The organism is Streptomyces beijiangensis (assembly GCF_017315755.1).
GTDB lineage: Bacteria > Actinomycetota > Actinomycetes > Streptomycetales > Streptomycetaceae > Streptomyces > Streptomyces beijiangensis.
The window spans coordinates 1-242 of sequence record NZ_JAFLRJ010001234.1; the positions used below are offsets into that span (position 1 = coordinate 1).

At 68.2% G+C, this 242-nt stretch carries 1 pseudogene; it reads right to left on the reverse strand.

The window, feature by feature from the left end:
• Window positions 1-220: pseudogene (locus tag J0695_RS41310) on the reverse strand (sugar ABC transporter substrate-binding protein); the annotation flags it as partial.
• Window positions 221-242: the final 22 nt, after the last annotated feature.

Sequence of the window (242 nt, forward strand, 5' to 3'; positions counted from 1 at the left end):
GGTACTTCTTCTCGAAGTCGGCGGCGGCCTGCTTCAAGGTGGGCTCCCATGCCCACACGGTGACGGTGCCGCCCTTCTTCAGCGCGGCCTCGATGTCGGTGGCACCGACCTTCTTCTGGGCGGAACCGTCGTCGTCGGAGCCGCCGCAGGCGGTGGCTCCGAGGGCGAGGGCACAGACGAGGCCGATTCCGCACAGCAGGCGGCGGGGGTTCTTGGGCATGGCGAGGCTTCCACTTCTTCGT